Raw genomic sequence first — 17331 nt, forward strand, 5'->3', positions numbered from 1 at the left:
ATCATTCCGATTTGAGACTGAGCCAAATCTGGCCTATGTCGTCATTTGCGGACCGCGCCTTGCGCTGCCTCCGCGGAAGTGATGCGATTCGAAGGCACAGATACGTCCATGGCGAACTCCAATTCGTTCGATAGCCAAACTATTCTCGCTGGCATCCGCCGCTGGGTGGAGATCGAGACACCGACGGAAGTGCCCGAACAGGTCAACAAGCTGACCTCGATGGTTGCCGATCATTATCGCGATCTGCCGGTCACGATCGAACGCATCACCGGCGTCGATGGCTGCGGCGATCATCTCGTGGTGCGTTCGAGCTGGGGCCAGGACCGGCCCGGTATCCTGGTGCTCAGCCATCTCGATACTGTTCACCCCATGGGCTTCATCGCGCGCCTGCCGTTCAAGGTCGAAGGCGACAGCGCGTTCGGTCCCGGCATCTACGACATGAAGGGCGGCGCCTACATCGCCTATCATGCCTTTCGCGAGCTTTGCGCCACGCCCGAGCGTCCGCCGCTCGGCGTCACCCATTTGTTCACCTCCGACGAGGAGATCGGCAGCCCGACCTCGCGCACATTGATCGAGCAGGAAGGCCGCAAGGCCAAATACGTGCTGGTGACGGAACCGGCGCGCGATGGCGGCAAGATCGTCACCGGACGCAAGGGCGTCGGCCGCTTCCAGGTTTTCATCAAGGGCGTGCCCGCGCATGCCGGCTCGCGCCCCGAGGACGGCCGCAGCGCCGTGCGCGAACTCGCCAATGTCATCCAGACGCTGGAAGGGATGAATGACCTGACGCGCGGCGTCACCGTCAATGTCGGCGTGGTGCGCGGCGGCTCGCGCCCCAATGTCACGCCGGAAGAGGCCTATGCCGAAGTCGATCTGCGCGTGCCTGGCTTCAACGATGCGGAAGAATTCGTCGGCAAGATCCTCGGCCTGACGTCGAAGACCGACGGCGTGACCGTCACCGTCACCGGCGAGCTCAATCGTCCGCCCTATGAGAAGGGCAATGCGGGCGCATCGTTGTACGAGCACGCGAAGACGCTCGCTGCCGAGCTCGGCTTCGAGCTGATCGACACCCATACAGGCGGCGGCTCGGACGGCAATTTCACCGCGCCGCATACCGGCACGCTCGACGGGCTCGGCGTCGACGGCAAGGGCGCGCATACCCATTACGAGCAGCTCTACGTCTCCTCGCTCGAGCCGCGCGCGCGGCTGCTCTATCGGCTGTACCAGACGCTGCGATGAGCGAACGCAAATCAGATCCCGATCGCGCGGACAGCGCGCGCGCCTTCTTTGGGCGGCGCAAGGGCCACAAGCTCAGGCAGCATCAGGCCGAGCTGGTCGATCATCTGCTGCCGCATCTTTCGCTCGACATCGCGGCGGAGAGGCCGACAAGCGCTGCGGAGATCTTTGCTCCGCCGGCCGAAGATATGCGTCTCGAGATCGGCTTCGGCGGCGGCGAGCATCTCGCCGCCGAGGCGCAGAACTTTCCGACTACCGGCTTCATCGGCTGCGAGCCCTATGTCAACGGCATGGCCAAGATTCTCGCGCAGATCGAAGCGGCCAATATCGGCAACATTCGCCTGTTCGCGGGCGATGCCGCCGAACTATTGGCCTGGCTGCCTGAAGCCTCGCTGTCGCGGATCGATTTGATTCATCCCGACCCCTGGCCGAAACGGCGGCACTGGAAGCGGCGCTTCGTTCAGGACCGCACGATCGCCGCGATGGCGCGCGTGCTGAAGGCGGGCGGTGAATTCCGCTTCGTCTGCGACATCGACGATTACTGCGCCTGGACGCTGGCCCATCTTGCGCGCGCGCCGGATTTTCAATGGCTGGCCGAACGCGCCGACGATTTCCGCCAGCCCTGGGAGGGCTACACCATGACGCGCTATGGACGAAAAGCCGCGCGCGAAGGACGCAAGGCGGCGTATTTGCGATTCAGACGGACGTAGTCGTCAATGCGAGGAGCGAAGCGACGGAGCAATCCAGACTGCTTCTGCGCAGAGATCTCAGGATTGCTTCGCTTCGCTCGCAATGACGGAGCGCGACGCTAGATCGTCTGCCGGTTGCGCCAGAATTTCACGACGCGCTCGGCGGTCGCCGGCATCAGGCGCGTGAAATTCATCCGCGCCTGCTCGAGATCGGCATCGGCAGGCATGCGATGCGGCCCGTACCACATCAGGATCAGCGCGCGCACCGTGGGCCAGCCGAGATTCAGGACACGGCCGATGATCAGGATCGGATCGTAGCGATCGCCCGAGATCAGGCGATCGAGGATGGAAAGCCTGACGCCGGCCATCGCCGAGAGCGTGGCGACCGATTCCTCGTATTTGTGCGCCTTGGCAAAACCGAGCAATGCGCTCTCGCCGAGATGGCCGTCGCGATGCAGGCCAAGCACCGTGCGTTGCGCGGCCGAGAAATCGCGTCGCGGCCCGGGCGGCAGTGCGGCCTCCTCGATCGCGGCCATCGCGCGCTTGATCTCGAGCTGGCGCGTCGGATTGACCACGGTGGACAGGCGACGCCTGATGACGTCGAGCGTGCCGTCCAGAAGCTTCTTGAGGTGTTCGCCGGAGAGATCCTCGCGCTGGCCGATCTTGAGCGTCAGCACCCCGTCCTGGCTCGCGCGCTTGATCAGCTCCGAATAGCCACCCGGCGAGAAATGCGCCCCGGCATTGCCGGCGGCGCGACGCACCACGTCGCGGTCGCCGCGCTCGACCAGCACGTCGGTGATCTCGGTCGACAGGGTCGGCCGTTCCGTCATCGCCAGCAGGTGGCCCTGGCCCTTCAGCCGGGCGATCTCGACGAGCGCGGCTTCGTCGAGCACCGGCGAGCGGCGCAGCACCGGGCCCGCCACCAGGATCTCGTTTTCGCGGGCGAGCTGGCCCACCAGATGAGGCGGAGCATTGTCCAGCCGCGAGAAGCGCTCGGCGAGATCGACACGCGCGGCAAGCTCCGCATGCGGGACGAGATCGATCAGCAGATTGTCGAAGAGATCGATGAGCTCGGGACGGAGTCTTGAGGCGTCCTGGAAGAACAGCGCAGCAATGGCGCTCGCGATCTCGCCACGACGTCGGGGATCGCCGCGTTTGACGATATCGTCCAGTCCTGGAATGAGCGACGTGGCAACGGTCATGAAACGCAACTCGAATCTGGCACGCCGTGGGCGCGCCATGACTCAAGCCGCCCCACAAGCTCGAAATTTAGGCCCGCTTTGTGAAGGAAGCGTTGCTGCCGGCGCCGCCGGCCAGGGGCGCAAAAAGCCCGCATCCGGCTGCGAGGGGCCTTGTCCGGGCCTTCGGAAAGGGCTATATCAGCGCCAATTCATCTTCTCATACGATCCGCGTAGTGAGAGTGGGCCCGAAAGGACCCGCTCTTTTTTATTACCTGAACGCGGCTTGGCGGAAGATGCGGCCCGACGCCGTCGGGAAAGTTCCGAAGCGGGCTTTGACCTCTTAGCCAAGCGTTAACCATCGAGCGCCTTGACCTCTGATATGACCGAACCGACCGCTGGTTCCACCGATGCCGAATTGCTGGCCGAGCCGAGGCTCGTGGTCGAGCCGGGCGTGGCGGCACGGGTGTCTGCGGTCGCAGCCCCGGTGCTCGAAGGCATGGGTTACCGCCTGGTGCGAATCCGCATTTCCGGGGAGGCCGGCTGCACCGTTCAGATCATGGCCGAGCGGCCGGACGGCTCGATGCAACTCGAGGATTGCGAGGCGATCTCGCGGGCGCTGTCGCCCGTGCTCGACGTCGCCGACCCCATCGATCGCGCCTATCGGCTGGAAATCTCCTCGCCGGGGATCGACCGCCCGCTGGTGCGCCGCTCCGATTTCGAGCGCTATACCGGCCATCTGGTGAAGGTCGAGATGGCCGTCGCCCATGAAGGGCGCAAGCGGTTTCGTGGCATGCTCGGTGCCGTCGAAGGCAACCGCGTGCATCTGCATCGCGACGACGCCAAGGCCGGCGACGATGCCGACGTGCTGCTGACGATGGAAGATATCAGCGAGGCACGGCTGGTGCTGACCGATGAGCTGATCGCCGAATCCATGCGCCGCGGCAAAGCCGAGGAGCGCCAGATGCGCCGGGATCTCGGCCTCGCGCCGCCGCAGGCGCCGCATGCCAAGATCAGCGAAAAGACCACCAAGAACACCAAGCCGACGAAGAAGAAGCCGGCCCCGACCAATACGAAGAAACATCGCCTTGCCGCCGAACGCGCGCGGCGCGGCGAGATCGAGCCTGACGAAGGAGACTAGCCATGGCAGTCAGCGCCAATCGACTTGAATTGCTCCAGATTGCCGACGCCGTCGCGCGCGAGAAATCGATCGATCGCGGCATCGTCATCGCGGCGATGGAAGATGCCATCGCCAAGGCGGCGCGGGCCCGTTACGGCAGCGAGACTGACGTTCACGCCGAGATCGACCCGAAGAAGGGCGAGCTGCGGCTGTCGCGCCACATGCTGGTGGTCGACAAGGTCGAGAACCATTCCAACCAGATCTCGCTGGTCGATGCGCAGCGCGCCAATCCGGGCGCCCAGGTCGGCGACACCATCGCAGACACCCTGCCGCCGCTCGAATACGGCCGCATCGCCGCGCAGTCGGCCAAGCAGGTGATCGTGCAGAAGGTGCGCGAGGCCGAGCGTGACCGGCAATACCAGGAGTTCAAGGACCGCATCGGCGACATCGTCAACGGCGTCGTCAAGCGCGTGGAATATGGCAGCGTGATCGTCGATCTCGGTCGCGGTGAAGCCATCATCCGCCGTGACGAGATGCTGCCGCGCGAAGTGTTCCGCAACGGCGACCGCGTCCGCGCCTACATCTTCGACGTCCGCCGCGAGACCCGCGGTCCGCAGATCTTCCTCTCGCGCACCCATCCGCAGTTCATGGCGAAGCTGTTCGCGCAGGAAGTGCCTGAGATCTATGACGGCATCGTCGAGATCAAGGCGGTGGCCCGCGATCCGGGCTCGCGCGCGAAAATCGGCGTGATTTCCCGCGATTCCTCGGTCGATCCGGTCGGTGCCTGCGTCGGTATGCGCGGCTCGCGCGTGCAGGCCGTGGTGAACGAATTGCAGGGCGAGAAGATCGACATCATTCCCTGGTCGCCCGACATCGCGACCTTCGTGGTCAACGCGCTGGCGCCGGCGGAAGTCTCCAAGGTCGTCATCGACGAAGACCGCGAGCGCATCGAGGTCGTGGTGCCCGACACCAACAACCAGCTCTCGCTGGCGATCGGCCGTCGCGGCCAGAACGTCCGTCTCGCCTCGCAGCTCACCGGCTGGGACATCGACATCCTGACCGAGCAGGAGGAATCGGAGCGCCGCCAGGCCGACTTCGAGAACTCCACCCGCGTCTTCATGGAATCGCTCAATGTCGACGAGGTTGTCGGCCAGTTGCTCGCCTCCGAAGGCTTCACCTCGGTCGAGGAACTCGCGATGGTGGACCTCAAGGAACTCGCCAGCATCGAGGGCTTCGACGAGGAGACCGCGCAGGAACTGCAGAGCCGCGCCCGGGAATATCTCGATCAGCAGGAAGCCGAGATCGAGGCGCGCCGCAAGGAACTCGGCGTCGAGGATGCCGTGAAGGACGTGCCCGGCGTGACCTCGAAGATGCTGGTGAAGTTCGGCGAGAACGACATCAAGACCGTCGAGGACCTCGCCGGCTGCGCCACCGACGATCTGGTCGGCTGGACCGAGCGCAAGGAAGGCGGCGAGCAGACCAAGTTTGCCGGCGCACTCGACGGCCTCGGCATCTCCCGCGACGATGCGGAAGCCATGATCATGCAGGCCCGCGTCAAGGCCGGCTGGATCACCGAAGCTGACCTCGCCAAGCCGGCCGAAGAGGCCGAGGCGATCGCAGATCAGCCGGCTTGATGCGCGTTCAGCAAAAGTGGAGACCGGTTTTGCGTAAAGAACGCGCGACCTGGAAGGCGTAGGAGGATGTTGCCCGGATGCTTGCCAGCGCTGACAGCGAACTTGACCATGGACCGCGGGCCGAAAGGTCCGCGACCATGCGCATGTGCGCGGTTAGCCGCGAGGTCCGGCCGATCGACGAGCTGATCCGCTTCGTCGTCTCGCCCGCCGGCGACCTGGTTCCCGACCTCAAACGCAAGCTGCCCGGACGGGGCATGTGGGTCACGGCGTCGCGACGGGTGGTTGCGGAAGCCCTCCGTCGTCACCAATTTACCAAAGCCTTCAAGCGCGACCTGCGCATTTCCAAGACGCTTCCCGCCGACATCGAGGTGCTCCTGGTTCGGAGCGTGACCGAAGCCCTTGGGATCGCCGCCAAGGCGAGGCAGGTCGTGGCCGGCTTCGGCAAGGTCGAGAGCGCCCTGCGGGAGGGCACGGTCGAGGTCCTGATCCATGCCAGCGACGGGGCCGCGGACGGAATCCGTAAATTGGACACGCTGGCGCGGCAAAATGACGGAAATCGCGGCGATCAGCCGCCGATTCCCGTCGTCACCGCCTTGAAATCTGCAGAATTGGATTTGGCACTCACCCGGTCAAATGTGATACATGCTGCCCTGCTCGCGGGCCCGGCGAGCAAGACATTCCTGTCACGTAGCCAGATGCTGGTCCGATACCGGCTGGCGGACGAAGACAAGACTGCCGAAAAGCACGGCCAGGATTTCTGAAGACAAACGACGACCCGATAGGACGGTGCGGCAACGCACAACACTGATAAATCAGGATTAGGACTGCTGAATGGTTGATACCAAGACCCCTGACGACAAGAAGCTGAGCGTTCCGAGCAAGACGCTATCGCTCAAGCCGCGCGTCGAAACGGGCACAGTGCGCCAGAGCTTCAGCCATGGCCGCAGCAAGCAGGTCGTGGTCGAGAAGCGCGGCAAGCGTCGCATCGACGGCAGCCCTGAGCCGCAGGCGCCGACGGTGGTCGCAAAGCCGGCGCCGGCCGCATCTGCGCCCACACCCTCGCGCTCGTCACCGCCGCCACGCAACGCCGGCTCCGGCGTCGTGCTGCGCACGTTGACCGAGGACGAACGCTCCGCCCGCGCCAGCGCGCTCGCCGACGCCAAGGTTCGCGAAGTCGAAGAGCGCCGCCAGGCCGAGGAAGAGGCCCAGCGCCGCGCCGTCCGCGAAGCCGCCGAACGCGCCGAACGCGAAGCCGCCGAATCCCGCCGCAAGGCCGAGGAAGAGCGTCATCGCCACGAGGAAGAGGCCAAGCGCAAGGCCGAGACCGAAGCCAAGAAGCGTTTTGGCGAAGGCGAGCAGCCGGCAGCCGGCGCGCGTCCCGCCGCAGCGGCGGCCTCGGCTCCCGCGACCAGCGCGCCGCGCCCCGCGCCGACCACGACGCGTCCGGGCGCGACGACGACCGCTCGCCCGGCACCCGCCACGTCGCGGCCGGGTGGCCCCGTGGGTCGCACGCCCGCCGTCGCGGCCGGACCGGACGAGGACGATGGTCCGCGCCAGATCCGTCGCGGCCCCGGTGGCGCCGCGCGCCCTGCCGCAGCCCCCAAGACCACGCACAAGCCCGGTCCGCAGAAGGAGCGCGGCCGCCTGACGGTCGTGACCGCCCTCAACGCCGACGACGTGCGCGAGCGTTCGATCGCCTCGTTCCGCCGCCGCACCCAGCGCCTGAAGGGCCACGCCTCGAACGAGCCGAAGGAAAAGCTCGTCCGCGAGGTGACGATCCCGGAAGCGATCACCATCCAGGAACTCGCCAACCGCATGTCCGAACGCGCGGTCGACGTCATCCGCATGCTGATGAAGCAGGGCGCGATGCACAAGATCACCGACGTGATCGATGCCGACACCGCGCAACTGATTGCCGAAGAGCTCGGCCACACCGTCAAGCGCGTCGCCGCGTCGGACGTTGAAGAAGGCCTGTTCGATCAGGTCGACGATTCCACCGACACCGAGACCCGCTCTCCGGTCGTCACCGTGATGGGCCACGTCGACCACGGCAAGACCTCGCTGCTCGACGCGCTCCGCCATGCCAACGTTGTGTCGGGCGAAGCCGGCGGCATCACCCAGCATATCGGCGCCTATCAGGTGGTATCGCCCGAGAGCGGCAAGAAGATCACCTTCATCGACACGCCCGGCCACGCCGCGTTCACCGCGATGCGCGCCCGCGGCGCCAAGGTCACCGACATCGTCGTGCTGGTGGTCGCGGCCGATGACGGCGTGATGCCGCAGACGGTCGAGGCCATCAACCACGCCAAGGCGGCCCGCGTGCCGATCATCGTTGCCATCAACAAGATCGACAAGCCCGACGCCAAGCCCGAGCGCGTCCGCACCGAGCTGCTTCAGCACGAGGTGCAGGTCGAGTCGTTCGGCGGCGACGTCGTCGACGTCGAGGTGTCCGCCAAGAACAAGACCAATCTCGACAAGCTGCTCGAGATGATCGCGCTCCAGGCCGACATCCTCGAGCTGAAGACCAATTCGGAGCGTCCGGCCGAAGGCACCGTGATCGAAGCCAAGCTCGATCGCGGCCGTGGTCCGGTTGCCACCGTGCTGGTCCAGCGCGGCACGCTGCGGGTCGGTGACATCATCGTCGCCGGCGCCGAGATGGGGCGTGTCCGCGCGCTGATCTCGGATCAGGGCGAGACGGTGCAGGAAGCCGGCCCCTCGGTGCCGGTCGAAGTGCTCGGCTTCAACGGTCCGCCGGAAGCCGGCGATCGTCTCGCCGTGGTCGAGAACGAAGCCCGCGCCCGTCAGGTCACCAGCTATCGCGCGCACCAGAAGCGCGAGAACGCGGCGGCCTCGATCTCCGGCATGCGCGGCTCGCTCGAGCAGATGATGTCGCAGCTGAAGACGGCGGGCCGCAAGGAGTTCCCGCTGATCGTCAAGGCCGACGTGCAGGGCTCGCTGGAAGCGATCCTCGGCTCGCTGGAGAAGCTCGGCACCGACGAAGTCGCAGCCCGCATCCTGCATGCCGGCGTCGGCGGCATCTCGGAATCCGACGTGACGCTCGCGGAAGGTTTCAACGCCGCGATCATCGGCTTCTCGGTTCGTGCCAACAAGGAGGCTGCTGCAGCCGCCAAGCGCAACGGCATCGAGATCCGCTACTACAACATCATCTACGACCTCGTGGACGACGTGAAGAAGGCGATGAGCGGCCTGCTCGCGCCGACCTTGCGCGAAACCATGCTGGGCAATGCCGAGATCCTGGAGATCTTCAACATCTCCAAGGTCGGCAAGGTTGCCGGCTGCCGCGTCACCGACGGCACCGTGGAACGCGGCGCCAATGTGCGCCTGATCCGCGACAACGTCGTCGTGCACGAAGGCAAGCTGTCGACGCTGAAGCGCTTCAAGGATGAAGTGAAGGAAGTCCAGTCCGGTCAGGAATGCGGCATGGCCTTCGAGAACTATCACGACATGCGTGCCGGTGACGTCATCGAGTGTTATCGCGTGGAGACGATCCAGCGCTCCCTGTAAGTCCAAATCTTACCGAAGCGCCCGGATCTATTTGAGCTGAAATTGCGGGAGTGCGATGGCCGGATTTTTTCCGGCCATCCACGCTCCATTCGTTTCAACAGGACAAATGACAATGCTCGTGTCCCAACGCGGGCACGTTGAGGTGATTTTCGACCATGCCGCGCCATCATCAGAAAAAGAGTTCCGCGCCCGGCGGCTCGCAGCGACAGCTGCGTGTCGGCGAGCAGGTTCGCCACGCGATAGCCGATATTCTGGCGCAAGGCAGCGTGCATGATGCGGACCTCGAAGGCCACATCATCACCGTGCCGGAGGTGCGGATGTCGCCCGACCTGAAGCTCGCGACAATCTACGTGATGCCGCTCGGTGGCCGTGACACCGAGCTTGTCCTCACTGCGCTCGACCGCAACAAGAAATTCCTGCGCGGCGAAGTCGCGCGGCGCGTTAACCTGAAATTTGCACCTGATATTCGTTTCCGCGTCGACGAACGATTCGACGAAGCGGAACGGATCGAGAAGCTTTTGCGAACGCCTGCGGTGCAGAAGGATTTGGACAAGGATCTGGACAAGAATCCGGATTCGGATCGGGAAGAAGAGCAATGATGGTGGACCCGGCTCACGGCACGATCGGCAGCGACGAGGCCGATGCGCGCGAGGCGCAGCAAAATAATTTTGCAGATGTCGGCGGCGGTTCTCAGCCGCATCAGGAGGCGCGTCGCGTCAACAACGACCCGCGCGCGGGCAAGCAGAAGGGCAATCAGGTGCGCCGCGACCGGCGCGACGTGCACGGCTGGGTCGTGCTCGACAAGCCGATCGGGATGACCTCGACGCAGGCCGTTGCCGTGCTCAAGCGGCTGTTCAACGCCAAGCGCGCGGGCCATGCCGGCACGCTCGACCCGCTCGCCTCGGGCGGCCTGCCGATCGCGCTGGGCGAAGCCACCAAGACGGTTCCTTTCGTGATGGACGGCCGCAAGCGCTACCGCTTCACCGTGTGCTGGGGCGAGGAACGCGACACCGACGACATCGAGGGCCAGGTCACCGCGACCTCGGACCAGCGCCCGACCCGCGAGGCCATCGAAGCCCTGCTGCCCCGCTTCACCGGGGTGATCGAGCAGGTCCCGCCGCGTTATTCGGCGATCAAGGTCCAGGGCGAGCGGGCCTATGACCTCGCCCGCGACGGCGAGGTCGTGGAACTGGCGCCCCGGCCGGTCGAGATTCACCATTTAACCCTTGTAGATCAACCAGATAACGATCGGGCCGTGTTCGAGGCAGAATGCGGCAAGGGCACCTATGTCCGGGCGCTGGCCCGCGATATGGGCCGGATTCTCGGCACTTACGGCCATATCTGCGCGCTCCGGCGGACCCTGGTCGGCCCATTCAGCGAAAATGACATGATTCCGCTGGATCAGTTGGAGGCTTTGTGCGATAGAGCCGCGTCCGGCGAGGGAAGCCTCGCCGACGCGCTGATGCCCGTTGAGACCGCGCTGGACGACATCCCGGCACTGGCCGTCACTCGGGCTGATGCGGCAAGGCTCCATAGGGGCCAGGCCGTTTTGTTGCGCGGACGGGATGCGCCCACAAGTAGCGGCACAGTCTATGTCACGGTGGCAGGCCGTCTTTTGGCGCTTGCTGAAGTTGGCAATGGCGAAATCATCCCCAAGCGTGTGTTTAACCTGACCGGCTTGACTGCCTCAACCGGTCGCAACGAGAGAAATTGACGATGTCGATTGCCGCAGAACGCAAAGCGGAAGTCATCAAGACGAATGCCACCAAGGCCGGGGATACCGGCTCGCCAGAGGTTCAGGTCGCGATCCTGTCGGAACGCATCAACAACCTCACCAACCATTTCAAGACCCACGTGAAGGACAACCATTCGCGTCGTGGCCTCTTGAAGCTGGTCTCGACCCGCCGCTCGCTCCTCGACTACCTTAAGAAGAAGGACGAGGCGCGATACAAGGCGCTGCTCGAGAAGCACAACATTCGTCGTTAAGAGTTCTTGCGCGCGCCACTGGCGCGCGTTTTAGCGCGTGGTTTCGAGCGAAAGCGCTTATTTCAGGGTTTTTGATCGAGGCTCACGCGTACGTCCGGTGCGGGCCATGACGCTTCGCATCCGGGGGCATGAGGCGAGAAGACCGCGGTTCGGTGTTCGCGCTCGTGCCGACTGACAGTCCAGCAGCAATCCGGCGGCTGGGCGCAACGGGCAAGGTGCCCGTATGACCCGAAAGGATGGACGCCATCCGACATCCAAAAACCATGGCAGGATCGCAGGACGCTGATCGCCCGCTCCGATCAGCGTCCTGCAATCTTGACATGGTTTTTGTTTTTCGAGCCGTCCCTTCTTTCGAGAACCCATGAAAGAAGACCTCTATGTTCAATAAGCATTCAGTCGAGATCGACTGGGGCGGACGCCCTCTCAAGCTCGAAACCGGCAAGATCGCTCGCCAGGCCGACGGCGCCGTCATCGCCACCTATGGCGAGACCGTGGTGCTGGCCACCGTCGTCGCGGCGAAGGCGCCGCGTGAAGGCGTCGACTTCCTGCCGCTGACCGTCGACTACCAGGAAAAGACCTACGCAGCCGGCCGCATCCCCGGCGGCTATTTCAAGCGCGAGGGCCGTCCGACCGAGAAGGAGACGCTGGTCTCCCGCCTGATCGACCGTCCGATCCGTCCGCTGTTCGTCGACGGCTGGCGCAACGAAACCCAGGTGATCGCCACCGTGCTGTCGCACGACATGGAGAACGATCCTGACATCGTCGCTCTCGTGGCCTCCTCGGCTGCGCTGACCCTGTCCGGCGCGCCGTTCAAGGGCCCGATCGGCGCCGCCCGCGTCGGCTTCGCCAATGACGAGTTCATTCTCAACCCGACGCTCGACGAGATGGTCGACACCCAGCTCGACCTCGTCGTCGCCGGCACCGCCGACGCCGTGCTGATGGTGGAATCGGAAGCCAAGGAGCTGAACGAAGACATCATGCTCGGCGCCGTGATGTTCGGTCACCGCCACTTCCAGCCGGTGATCAACGCGATCATCGAGCTCGCCGAGAAGGCCGCCAAGGAGCCGCGCGAAGTCACCGTGATCGACAACGCCGCGCTCGAGAAGGAAATGCTCGGCCTCGTCGAGACGGAGCTGCGCGCCGCCTACGCCATTCCGGTCAAGCAGGATCGCTACGCCGCGGTCGGCAAGGTCAAGGAAAAGGTGATCGCCCACTACTTCCCCGAAGGGCAGGAGCCGAAATACGACAAGCTGCGCGTCGCCGCCGTGTTCAAGGAGCTCGAGGCGAAGATCGTTCGCTGGAACATCCTCGACACCGGCAAGCGCATCGACGGCCGTGACGTCAAGACCGTGCGCAACATCATCGCCGAAGTCGGCGTGCTGCCCCGCGCCCACGGCTCGGCGCTGTTCACCCGCGGCGAGACCCAGGCGATGGTCGTGACCACGCTCGGCACCGGCGAGGACGAGCAGTACATCGACGCGCTGTCGGGAACGTACAAGGAGACGTTCCTGCTGCACTACAACTTCCCTCCCTACTCGGTCGGTGAGACCGGTCGCCTCGGTGGCACCAAGCGTCGCGAGATCGGCCACGGCAAGCTCGCCTGGCGCGCGATCCACCCGGTGCTGCCGCCGCATCACGAGTTCCCCTACACCGTGCGCGTGGTCTCGGAGATCACCGAATCCAACGGCTCCTCGTCGATGGCTTCGGTCTGCGGCGCCTCGCTCGCGCTGATGGACGCCGGCGTGCCGATGAAGCGGCCGACCGCGGGCATCGCGATGGGCCTGATCCTCGAGGACAAGCGCTTCGCGGTTCTCTCGGATATCCTCGGTGACGAGGACCATCTCGGCGACATGGACTTCAAGGTCGCAGGTACCGAAGCGGGCATCACCTCGCTCCAGATGGACATCAAGATCGAGGGCATCACCGAAGAGATCATGAAGGTCGCTCTCGGCCAGGCCAAGGAAGGTCGTATCCACATCCTCGGCGAGATGGCCAAGGCGCTCACCAACGCCCGCGCCGAGCTCGGCGAATACGCGCCGCGCATCGAGACCTTCAAGATCGCCACCGACAAGATCCGCGAAGTGATCGGCACCGGCGGCAAGGTGATCCGCGAGATCGTCGAGAAGACCGGCGCCAAGGTCAACATCGAGGACGACGGCACCGTGAAGGTCGCCTCCAGCGACGGCGAGGCGATGAAGGCCGCGATCAAGTGGATCAAGTCGATCGCGTCCGATCCGGAAGTCGGCCAGATCTATGACGGCACCGTCGTCAAGGTGATGGAGTTCGGCGCCTTCGTGAACTTCTTCGGTTCGAAGGACGGTCTGGTTCACATCAGCCAGCTCGCGGCCAACCGCGTGCAGAAGACCTCCGACGTCGTCAAGGAAGGCGACAAGGTCAAGGTCAAGCTGCTCGGCTTCGACGATCGCGGCAAGACCCGCCTGTCGATGAAGGTGGTCGACCAGACCACCGGCGAAGACCTCGAAGGCAAGGACAAGGGCGGCGAAGGCGAGAAGGCCCCGCGCGAAGCGGCGGGCGAGTAATCGCTTTAAGCCACGTCAGAAACACGAAGGGCGGCCGAGAGGCCGCCCTTTTTGTTTGTCGCTTGCTTCGGGCGATCCGCGCCCCCTCTCCCGCTTGCGGGAGAGGGTTGGGGAGAGGGTGCTTCTGCGACGAAGATCCCCCAAGAGGAGAGAGCCCTCACCCGGATCACTGCGCGATCCGACCTCTCCCGCACGCGGGAGAGGTGGAGCAACACCGCGTCAGGACGCCGCGATGTCGAACCGGTCGAGATTCATCACCTTGGTCCAGGCCTTGGCGAAATCAGCCACGAACTGCTGCTTGGCATCCGACGAGGCATAGACCTCGGCGAAGGCACGGAGCTGCGAGTGCGAGCCGAAGATCAGATCGGCGCGCGTGGCGGTCCACTTCACCGCGTTGGTCTTGCGGTCGCGGCCCTCGTAGGAGCCGTCGGCCGCCGGCGTCCATGCCGTGCTCATGTCGAGCAGGTTGACGACGTAGTCGTTGGAGAGCGTGCCCACCTTGGAGGTGAAAACGCCGTGCTTCGACCCGTTCGCATTGGCGCCGAGCACGCGCAGACCGCCGACCAGCACGGTCAGCTCAGGCCCCGTGAGCTTGAGAAGCTGCGCGCGATCGACGAGCGCCTCTTCCTGCTGCAGGAACTGCTGCTTCTTGCCGACATAGTTGCGGAAGCCATCGGCCCGCGGCTCGAGCGGAGCAAAGGAGGCCGCATCAGTCTGCTCCTGCGAGGCATCCATGCGGCCCGGCGTGAAACCAACCTTGACGTCGACGCCGGCGTCCTTGGCGGCCTTCTCGACCGCGGCTGTGCCACCGAGAACGATCAGGTCGGCTAGCGAGACCTTCTTCGCACCGACGCTGAACTCCTTCTGGATCGCTTCCAGCTTGCCGAGCACCTTGGCGAGCTGGGCCGGCTGGTTGACCTCCCAGTCCTTCTGCGGGGCAAGACGGATGCGCGCACCGTTGGCGCCGCCGCGCTTGTCCGAACCACGGAACGTCGAGGCCGACGCCCACGCGGTCGAGACCAGCTCGGACACCGACAGGCCCGAGGCCAGGATCTTGCTCTTCAGCGCCGCGATGTCCTGATCAGAGACCAGCTCGTGATTCACGGCCGGGATCGGATCCTGCCAGATCAGCGTCTCCTTCGGCACCAGCGGACCGAGATAGCGCTGGATCGGGCCCATGTCGCGATGGGTGAGCTTGAACCAGGCGCGGGCGAATGCGTCCGCGAACTGATCCGGGTTTTCGAGGAAGCGACGCGAGATCTTCTCATAGGCCGGATCGAAGCGCAGCGAGAGATCGGTCGTCAGCATCGTCGGCCGATGCTTCTTCGACTTGTCGAACGGATCAGGAATGATCGCGTCGGCGCCCTTGGCGGTCCACTGGTTCGCGCCGCCCGGGCTCTTCGTCAGCTCCCATTCGTACTTGAACAGGTTCTCGAAGAAGTTGTTGCTCCACTTCGTCGGCGTCGTGGTCCAGGTCACTTCAAGACCGCTGGTGATGGAATCACCGGCAAGACCCGAGGCGTGCTTGCTCTTCCAGCCGAGGCCCTGATCTTCCAGCGCGCCCGCTTCCGGCTCCGGACCAACCAGCGACGGATCGCCCGCGCCATGGGTCTTGCCGAAGGTGTGGCCGCCCGCGATCAGCGCGACGGTCTCTTCGTCGTTCATCGCCATGCGGAAGAAGGTCTCGCGGATGTCCTTGGCCGCGGCGAGCGGATCCGGCTTGCCGTTCGGGCCTTCCGGATTGACGTAGATGAGGCCCATCTGCACGGCGCCGAGCGGCTCGGCGAGCTGGCGTTCGCCGCTGTAGCGCTCATCGCCCAGCCAGGTGCCTTCGGGACCCCAATAGAGCTCTTCCGGCTCCCAGACATCGGCACGACCACCGGCGAAGCCGAACGTCTTGAAGCCCATCGACTCCAGCGCGACGTTGCCGGCGAGCACCATCAGGTCGGCCCAGGAAATCTTGCGGCCATATTTCTGCTTGATCGGCCAGAGCAGCCGGCGCGCCTTGTCGAGGTTGGCGTTGTCGGGCCAGGAGTTGAGCGGAGCAAAACGCTGCTGACCGGCTCCGGCGCCGCCGCGGCCGTCGGTGATGCGATAGGTGCCGGCGCTGTGCCAGGCCATGCGGATCATGAGACCGCCATAGTGACCGAAATCGGCGGGCCACCATTCCTGCGAATCCGTCATCAGGGCGGTGAGGTCCTTGATGACCGCGTTCAGGTCGAGCGTCTTGAATTCCTTGGCGTAATCGAACGCCTCGCCCATCGGATCGGACAGGCTGGAATTCTTGTGCAGCATCTCGATGCTGAGGTTGGTGGGCCACCAGTCGCGGTTCGCTGGCACGCGTTTGCCGCCCGAAAACGGGCACTTCGAAGTGTCGTCCATGAATACCTCCTCTGGTGGCGTCGTACTCGCGCCTTTGACCAGGTGGAATCACTCTAGGCGCCGCCTTCGATCAGGGGAAGTTGACTTTAATGATCGCTGCGATAGGTTTTTCTGATGATCAATCTCACACTGCGCCAGCTCCGCTATTTCGACGCATTGGCGCGCCATGGTCATTTCGGCCGCGCCGCGGAGGCCTGTTCCATCTCGCAGCCGGCGCTGTCGATGCAGATCAAGGAACTGGAGGAAGCGCTGGGCGGGCTGCTGCTCGAGCGCAGCGCCCGGCAGGTCGCGCTGACGCGCTTCGGCGAGGAGCTCGCGCAGCGCGTCCGTGACATCCTGCGTTCGGTCGATGAGCTCGGCGATTTCGCCCGCGCCTCGCAGGACCGGTTTGCCGGGCGGTTGCGCATCGGCATGATCCCGACGATTGCGCCCTATCTGCTGCCCAAGATCACCAAGAATCTGACGCGCATGCACCCGGAGCTCGACATTCGCGTGCGCGAGACGATGACGCCGCGGCTGATCCAGGAGCTGGTCGAGGGCCGGCTCGACACCGCCATCGTGGCGCTGCCGGTATCCGAACCCTCGCTCACCGAGGTCGCCCTGTTCGAGGAGAAATTCCTGCTGGTGCGGCCGGGCACGGATGCGGGCACGCCAGCGCCCTCGCGCGAGATGATGCGCGAGATGCGGCTGTTGCTGCTCGAGGAGGGCCATTGTTTCCGCGACCAGGCGCTGTCGTTCTGCAACATGCAGTCGGCGCCGCCGCGCGAGATGCTGGATGCGAATTCGCTGTCGACGCTGGTGCAGATGGTCAGCGCAGGCATCGGCGTCACGCTGATTCCGGAAATGGCGGTGTCGGTGGAGACGCGATCGGCGTCCGTCTCGCTGTCGCGCTTCCGTGACCCCGAGCCCTCGCGCACCATCGGCATGGTCTGGCGCAAGACCAGCCCGCTGGCGCGGCAGCTGCTGCAAATCTCCGAAGTGGTCTGCCTGTCGGCCGGCAAGGCGCGCCCGCGACAGGCTGCGCGCAGCCAGAAGGTTTGAGGC

Annotated in this window: 13 protein-coding genes; 11 read left to right on the top strand and 2 right to left on the bottom strand. The window is 64.9% G+C overall.

Annotation, left to right across the window (positions count from 1 at the left end):
- The first annotated feature begins 108 nt into the window (after nt 1–108).
- Entirely contained in the window at nt 109–1236 is a 1128-nt protein-coding gene (locus XH89_RS00210; RefSeq protein ID WP_194465158.1) for a M20 family metallopeptidase, read from the top strand.
- Entirely contained in the window at nt 1233–1943 is a 711-nt protein-coding gene (gene trmB, locus XH89_RS00215; protein ID WP_194465159.1) for a tRNA (guanosine(46)-N7)-methyltransferase TrmB, read from the top strand. Before XH89_RS00210 ends, trmB begins: the two co-directional genes overlap by 4 nt.
- A gap of 98 nt (nt 1944–2041) precedes the next feature.
- Here the strand turns inward: trmB and XH89_RS00220 are convergent, their stop codons facing one another.
- Nucleotides 2042–3124, bottom strand: coding sequence for a DUF2336 domain-containing protein (locus tag XH89_RS00220; protein ID WP_194465160.1), 1083 nt, complete (start codon nt 3122–3124; stop codon nt 2042–2044).
- Between the two features lie 358 nt (nt 3125–3482).
- Here XH89_RS00220 and rimP point away from each other — a divergent pair, with 358 nt between their 5' ends.
- The 8 genes from rimP to pnp all read left to right on the top strand — a co-directional run bounded on the left by rimP (nt 3483) and on the right by pnp (nt 13905).
- Nucleotides 3483–4241, top strand: a complete 759-nt coding sequence (gene rimP / locus XH89_RS00225) for a ribosome maturation factor RimP (RefSeq protein WP_194465161.1) — start codon at nt 3483–3485, stop codon at nt 4239–4241.
- Nucleotides 4242–4243: 2 nt separating this feature from the next.
- The gene (nusA, locus tag XH89_RS00230) at nt 4244–5854 is read left to right on the top strand and encodes a transcription termination factor NusA (protein WP_194465162.1); all 1611 of its coding nucleotides are present in this window, start codon (nt 4244–4246) and stop codon (nt 5852–5854) included.
- 77 nt (nt 5855–5931) lie between these two features.
- Nucleotides 5932–6615 (top strand): RNA-binding protein, encoded by a 684-nt coding sequence (locus XH89_RS00235; protein ID WP_194465163.1) that lies wholly within the window; start codon nt 5932–5934, stop codon nt 6613–6615.
- 70 nt (nt 6616–6685) lie between these two features.
- Nucleotides 6686–9379, top strand: a complete 2694-nt coding sequence (infB, locus tag XH89_RS00240) for a translation initiation factor IF-2 (RefSeq protein ID WP_194465164.1) — start codon at nt 6686–6688, stop codon at nt 9377–9379.
- 155 nt (nt 9380–9534) lie between these two features.
- The gene (gene rbfA, locus XH89_RS00245) at nt 9535–9978 is read left to right on the top strand and encodes a 30S ribosome-binding factor RbfA (protein WP_194465165.1); all 444 of its coding nucleotides are present in this window, start codon (nt 9535–9537) and stop codon (nt 9976–9978) included.
- Nucleotides 9975–11093, top strand: coding sequence for a tRNA pseudouridine(55) synthase TruB (truB, locus tag XH89_RS00250; RefSeq protein ID WP_194465166.1), 1119 nt, complete (start codon nt 9975–9977; stop codon nt 11091–11093). Before rbfA ends, truB begins: the two co-directional genes overlap by 4 nt.
- Before the next feature lie 2 nt (nt 11094–11095).
- Complete coding sequence (rpsO, locus tag XH89_RS00255) at nt 11096–11365, top strand: 30S ribosomal protein S15 (protein WP_008540131.1); 270 nt, start codon at nt 11096–11098, stop codon at nt 11363–11365.
- Nucleotides 11366–11742: 377 nt separating this feature from the next.
- Entirely contained in the window at nt 11743–13905 is a 2163-nt protein-coding gene (gene pnp, locus XH89_RS00260; protein ID WP_194465167.1) for a polyribonucleotide nucleotidyltransferase, read from the top strand.
- Between the two features lie 219 nt (nt 13906–14124).
- Here pnp and katG read toward each other — a convergent pair whose 3' ends face one another.
- Nucleotides 14125–16287: a catalase/peroxidase HPI gene (gene katG, locus XH89_RS00265; protein WP_194465168.1), complete on the bottom strand. Its 2163-nt coding sequence runs from the start codon at nt 16285–16287 to the stop codon at nt 14125–14127.
- A gap of 114 nt (nt 16288–16401) precedes the next feature.
- Between katG and XH89_RS00270 the strand changes: the two genes are divergently transcribed.
- Nucleotides 16402–17328, top strand: coding sequence for a hydrogen peroxide-inducible genes activator (locus XH89_RS00270; RefSeq protein WP_194465169.1), 927 nt, complete (start codon nt 16402–16404; stop codon nt 17326–17328).
- Nucleotides 17329–17331: the final 3 nt, after the last annotated feature.

The organism is Bradyrhizobium sp. CCBAU 53340 (genome assembly GCF_015291645.1).
Lineage (GTDB): Bacteria > Pseudomonadota > Alphaproteobacteria > Rhizobiales > Xanthobacteraceae > Bradyrhizobium.